1 protein-coding gene is annotated in these 2,281 nt (G+C 34.5%); it reads right to left on the bottom strand.

Annotation, left to right across the window (positions count from 1 at the left end; genetic code table 11):
- Positions 1-73: 73 nt before the first annotated feature.
- The gene (locus tag AB5Y50_RS09720; protein ID WP_368162732.1) at positions 74-1,807 is read right to left on the bottom strand and encodes a DEAD/DEAH box helicase; all 1,734 of its coding nucleotides are present in this window, start codon (positions 1,805-1,807) and stop codon (positions 74-76) included.
- Positions 1,808-2,281: the final 474 nt, after the last annotated feature.

Genomic DNA, 2,281 nt, shown 5'->3' with positions numbered 1-2,281 from the left:
GGTGTGGCTTGTTTTGTTTAGCGACTAATCAGATCGCACAAACTGGACTGAGTTCCCTTCCTCCGGTGATCTACTATTCGGAACAGCTATTTAGTGAGGCCTCATATATGAGGCGTAGGTTTTTTCTGACGATGTCTCGGTTTCCTTTGTTATCATGACCAAATAATTTTTTACCAAACTCATCACCATAAATTAAATCGAGAATTTGTTTGATTATATTGAAAGTATGTTCATTAGATAGTCGCTCTATCTTTGTTTGAGGTAGATTAATATCTTCATTGAAAGTTCCGTCGATTATTGATGAGACCAGCTCTTTTTCATCTGTAAATTCGTCAGCATCTGATTCCAATAGAGAGGTTTCTGATAGATGGTAAGAGCTGTTAACTCTAGAAGATAAGAGTTTGGCATTGTTTGTATAAACAAAGCCAAAGTCAAAAGTAGGTTTTTTTGAAAGTCTGCCACTTCTGCCAATTAGGTTCTTGAATGCTAAAGATTTGTCTTCTTCAGATTCACCTTGCATCCTCATATTATCTAACCAGACAATATCAAATGGCATGTTTATACCTTGAGCTAAAGTACTAGTCGCGAAACAAATTTTAGCAAATCCTTCCCTAATGAAATCTTCAATCAAGAATCTTACATTCAGTGGAACTGAACCATGATGAATAACAACCCCAATCCTTAATAATTCAACCAGCTTGGATTTATGATTGTTGTCATTTGCTCCCAGAACATTTTCTACCTCCTTAACTATTTCCAACGCTCTTTTATTTGTTATTTTATCGTAATGGTCAACAAATTTCTTAAAGCTATCAAGGAAGTCACCACGATAAAGAGATGCTTTCGATACAAAGACTAGAACTGATTTTTTACCATCAAACGCAAATCTTTCAAAATCACTATCCAACTCAATGCAATTATTTAGACGATGACCTTTTTCTATGTAAGGTGAAAAATAATAGTCTTTGCGGTTTTTATGGCCAAAAACAAATATTTTCCCTACGGTGTTGTGAGGGTAAGATCTTGAGTATGAACTTATTTCATTTATAGAATGTTTTTTGAATTGAGCTCCTGGATTATCAACAAATGGATGTGCAAAAATTAATTTTGCCTCTGGATAATGCTTTTGTATCCGTCTAACTAATACATCAAATATAACTCCACGTTCTTTTTCTTCTGAAACTTGAGCTTCATCAAAAAAGAATAAAGATATATTTAGGTTCATATTTGATGTAAATAATTCCCTAGCTCTTTCAGGAGTTAAAATGAATATTCGCCTTAGCTGTCTTTTTGTAAATACATAATCAACAAAAGATGAAATCATAACACTCTTATCATCTTTAAACTTATCTCGCATTGTTTTTATATATTCTGCAATTAATGCACGAGATGGAACGATAATGACACAGTCACCTTGAAGATCAAAAATATAATCTCGAATAGAAAATGATTTTCCTGCACTTGTTGGTGCGGATATAGACACAAACTGTTTGCTTTCTACTGCTGTTCTAACACTAGCTTGAACGGGAGTAAGGTATTCACCAAATCTTTTTTTGTGGTTATGTCCAATGCTAGATAGGATGAAGGAGTATAAATTTTTTGGCTCTGCATTTTTATAAAATAGGCCTAGGGTAGAAATTATTTTCTCTTCATAAAATGTGAATGTATCTGGGTGGAAAATTTTATAGTAAGTTATGTTTTCTATTATGTTGTTATCTATGGGGCCATCAGAGTGTAATTTCCCAATTAATTTAAGTAGGTCATCTTCTGGACTGCTTGACTCTTTAATATTTTTTATGCTGAACATATCACACCTACTAAATATATTGCAGTGGCACCTTTGGATAAACTTGAGTTACAGATACTATTAAGAGCATTATCCATTATAGATTCATGGTTGTCAGAATTTATCGAGAATGCAGCAATTACACCAAAGTTATCATCATCCAAATTATTTATTGATTCTGCACTTGCTAGATTTTTTAGGTGAACTCTATCTCTGAAATGTTTCTCTTCATTTATAAAGCGTTCTATTTGTGGAATCGCTTTTATGGAAGCTGCGAATAAGCGGGGAAATTCTTCTCGGCTGACGCAGTCATTTCATTTCTTCATGTTTGAGCCGATTTTTTCTCCCGTAAATGCCTTGAATCAGCCTATTTAGACCGTTTCTTCGCCATTTAAGGCGTTATTCCCAGTTTTTAGTGAGATCTCTCCCACTGACGTATCATTTGGTCCGCCCGAAACAGGTTGGCCAGCGTGAATAACATCGCCAGTTGGTTAT

Origin of the sequence: Aeromonas sp. s6 (assembly GCF_040907815.1) — a bacterium.
Lineage (GTDB): Bacteria > Pseudomonadota > Gammaproteobacteria > Enterobacterales > Aeromonadaceae > Aeromonas > Aeromonas caviae.
The sequence above is the reverse complement of the archived record's forward strand: the minus strand, read 5'-3'. Positions and strand labels throughout refer to the sequence as shown.

Coding starts and splice junctions, on each gene's coding strand:
- AB5Y50_RS09720 (WP_368162732.1), bottom strand. CDS start 1,807: ATGTTCAGCATAAAAAATATTAAAGAGTCAAGCAGTCCAGAAGATGAC.